This window comes from Streptomyces sparsus (assembly GCF_054776295.1).
The window spans coordinates 1-2,320 of the sequence record NZ_BAAHCA010000792.1 but is presented as its reverse complement, the minus strand read 5'-3'; the positions used below and the strand labels follow the sequence as shown (position 1 = coordinate 2,320).

Below are 2,320 nucleotides of genomic sequence, written 5' to 3'. Positions count from 1 at the left end.
GGTGCGCGAGGGTCGCGCACCCCGCCCGGCTCGGACCGTCCGGCTGGGACCGGTTCGTCCGGCTCGGGCTGGCTCGGCTCGGGCTGGTCCCCGGGCCCCGGGCTCAGTTGGTGAAGATGTTGCCCTGGTTCGCGCCGCGTGCGCCCTGGCCTCCCATGCCGAACTGGGCGCGGGCCCCCTGTCCGATCACGGCGCCCTGCGGCGGCAGCAGCTCGCTGGGCTGAACCAGGGCGAAGCCCTCGCCCATGAAGCTCAGCTCCCAGCCCTCCCCCGTCTGACCGCGTCGGCGCCACACCCCGGACGAACTCGTCTGGGCCTGCATCTGGACCCGCAGTGAGCTCGACCAGGCGACCACCGCGTCGGAGTCGGCGTTGGCGTACGCCTCCGGAGTGACCCGCATCATCAGCGGCTGGCCCGACGTCATCAGGGCGACCTTGCCCTGACCCGAGATGACCAGGTTGTACTTGCCCGACCCGGAGATGCCGTACTGGCTGTCGACGCTCACCACGTCGTAGTGCAGGTGCGAGTCGAGCGCCAGCACGTAGGCGCCGTCGACGGTGAGTCCCTGCTGGTCCACGTCGACGATGTGCACGGTCTGGGCCAGGTTGGCCAGGTAGACGGTGCCCTGGCCGGAGCAGCGCATCAGCTCCAGTCCCTCGCCGGTGGCCCGCCGGGCGCGGCGCTGCCCCCGGCTGCGGTACTCACCGTCGAACTCCAGGAGGCCCTGGTAGGCGACCATGCTGCCCTTGCGGGCGAGCACGTCCTCGTGACCGGTGAGGGCGACGCGCAGCATCTTGTCGTTCTGCAGCGTGTACCGGTCCTGGCTCTGGACCTCGGTGTACGCAAAAAGCGGGCTCTGCATGTGTTCGCTCCCCCTCAGCCGCGCGCCCGGAGGCGGTCGGTGCTGTCCTCGCTGGGCTGGACGACGACGAATCCCTGACCGGAGAAGCCGAGTTGGTAGGCCTCACCGCTGCCGCGGCCGATCATCGACGACGCCTTGAAGCTGCGCTTGCCCTTCATCCGCAGCCCGGTCGACCAGGCGACCAGGGCGTCCGGGTCCACGTACGTCTCGTCTGCGCCACGTCCGCAGTCCACCACGATCGGCGTGCCGCGGGACGTAAGGGCGACCCATCCGGTGCCCGACAGCTCCACGTTGAAGAGTCCCTGGCCGGCGAACTTCGCCATGCCCTTGACCCGTTGCACCCCCCACCGCAGGTGCGCGTCGAACGCGAGCACGTTGGTGCCGTTGACGGACAGGCTGTCCTCGGCGAGGTGCAGCACCACCACGTCGGCACCGTAGTCGGCGAGGTAGAGCAGCCCGTCGCCGTGGCAGCGCATCAGCGGAGCGCCCTCACCGGTGATCCACTGGGACGCCATCTGGCGCACCGCGGGCGGGTTGGGCTCGTACTGCACGAAGCCCTCGTAGGCGACCATCGACCCGGTCCGGGCGAAGAGGTCGTGGCCGCTCGCCATGGCCACCTTCAGCATGTTGCTGCCGTGGTTCTCCATGCGCGCGGCGGGCGGGGTCGGGGCGAAGCCCGAAATCGGCTGCTGGCTCATGCGGCGCCTCAGATCTCGTAGGGCTGGACGACGACGAAGTTGCCGGGAGCACCGCGGAACTGGAGGTTCACGCTCTCCCCGCTGTGCCCCGGATAGGCCTGCCTGCGCAGCCGTACCTGGCTGGAGACGATGGCCTGGGCGGCGGCCGACCAGGCGACGACCGCGTCGGCGTCGATGAAGGTGGTCGGCGTGACGGGCAGCACGACAGGCGTGCCGTGCGTCCGCACGATGACCGTCCCGGTGCCCTGGAACTGCATGGTGAACAGCGCCCCGCCGGGAATGCCGTGGCCTTCGATGCGGCGCACCTCGTGCTGGAGCGACTCGTCGAACGCCAGCACACGCTCAGCGGAGACGCACAGGGCGTCACCCTGGAGCTCGATCGGGTGCAGGTAGTCGGCGTCCTCGGCGAGGAACACCTGCCCGTTGCCGGTGCACCGCATGAGCTGCATCTCCTGGCCGGTGGCGTTGCCCACCACCCGGTTGCGGAACCCGGCGCTCTTGTACCCGAAGTCGACCTTGCCCTGGTACAGCACCATGCTGCCCTGGCGGGCGAGCACCGGCTGCGGGTCGACACCGAGGTCGACCCGGGCGAGCTGGGGGTTCTGCAACGTCCAACGCTGGCCGGTGGGGGCCTCCCGGTACTTCTCCAGCGTCACGCGCAGGCCCGCCCCGCCGCCCTGCGGCACACCGTGGCCGACCGGCCCGCCGCCCTGCCCGGGCATCGGCGGCTGCATACCGGGCGGGTGCATGCCGGGCGGCT

General features: G+C 70.8%; 3 protein-coding genes. All 3 read right to left on the bottom strand.

Going from position 1 to position 2,320, the window contains the following annotated elements:
• Positions 1-103: 103 nt before the first annotated feature.
• Entirely contained in the window at positions 104-862 is a 759-nt protein-coding gene (locus tag ACYVE9_RS23430; protein ID WP_461029881.1) for an AIM24 family protein, read from the bottom strand.
• 14 nt (positions 863-876) lie between these two features.
• Positions 877-1,560 (bottom strand): AIM24 family protein, encoded by a 684-nt coding sequence (locus tag ACYVE9_RS23425; protein WP_461029880.1) that lies wholly within the window; start codon positions 1,558-1,560, stop codon positions 877-879.
• Between the two features lie 8 nt (positions 1,561-1,568).
• Positions 1,569-2,320 (bottom strand): AIM24 family protein (locus tag ACYVE9_RS23420; RefSeq protein WP_461029879.1); only part of this gene is annotated, 752 nt, incomplete at its 5' end.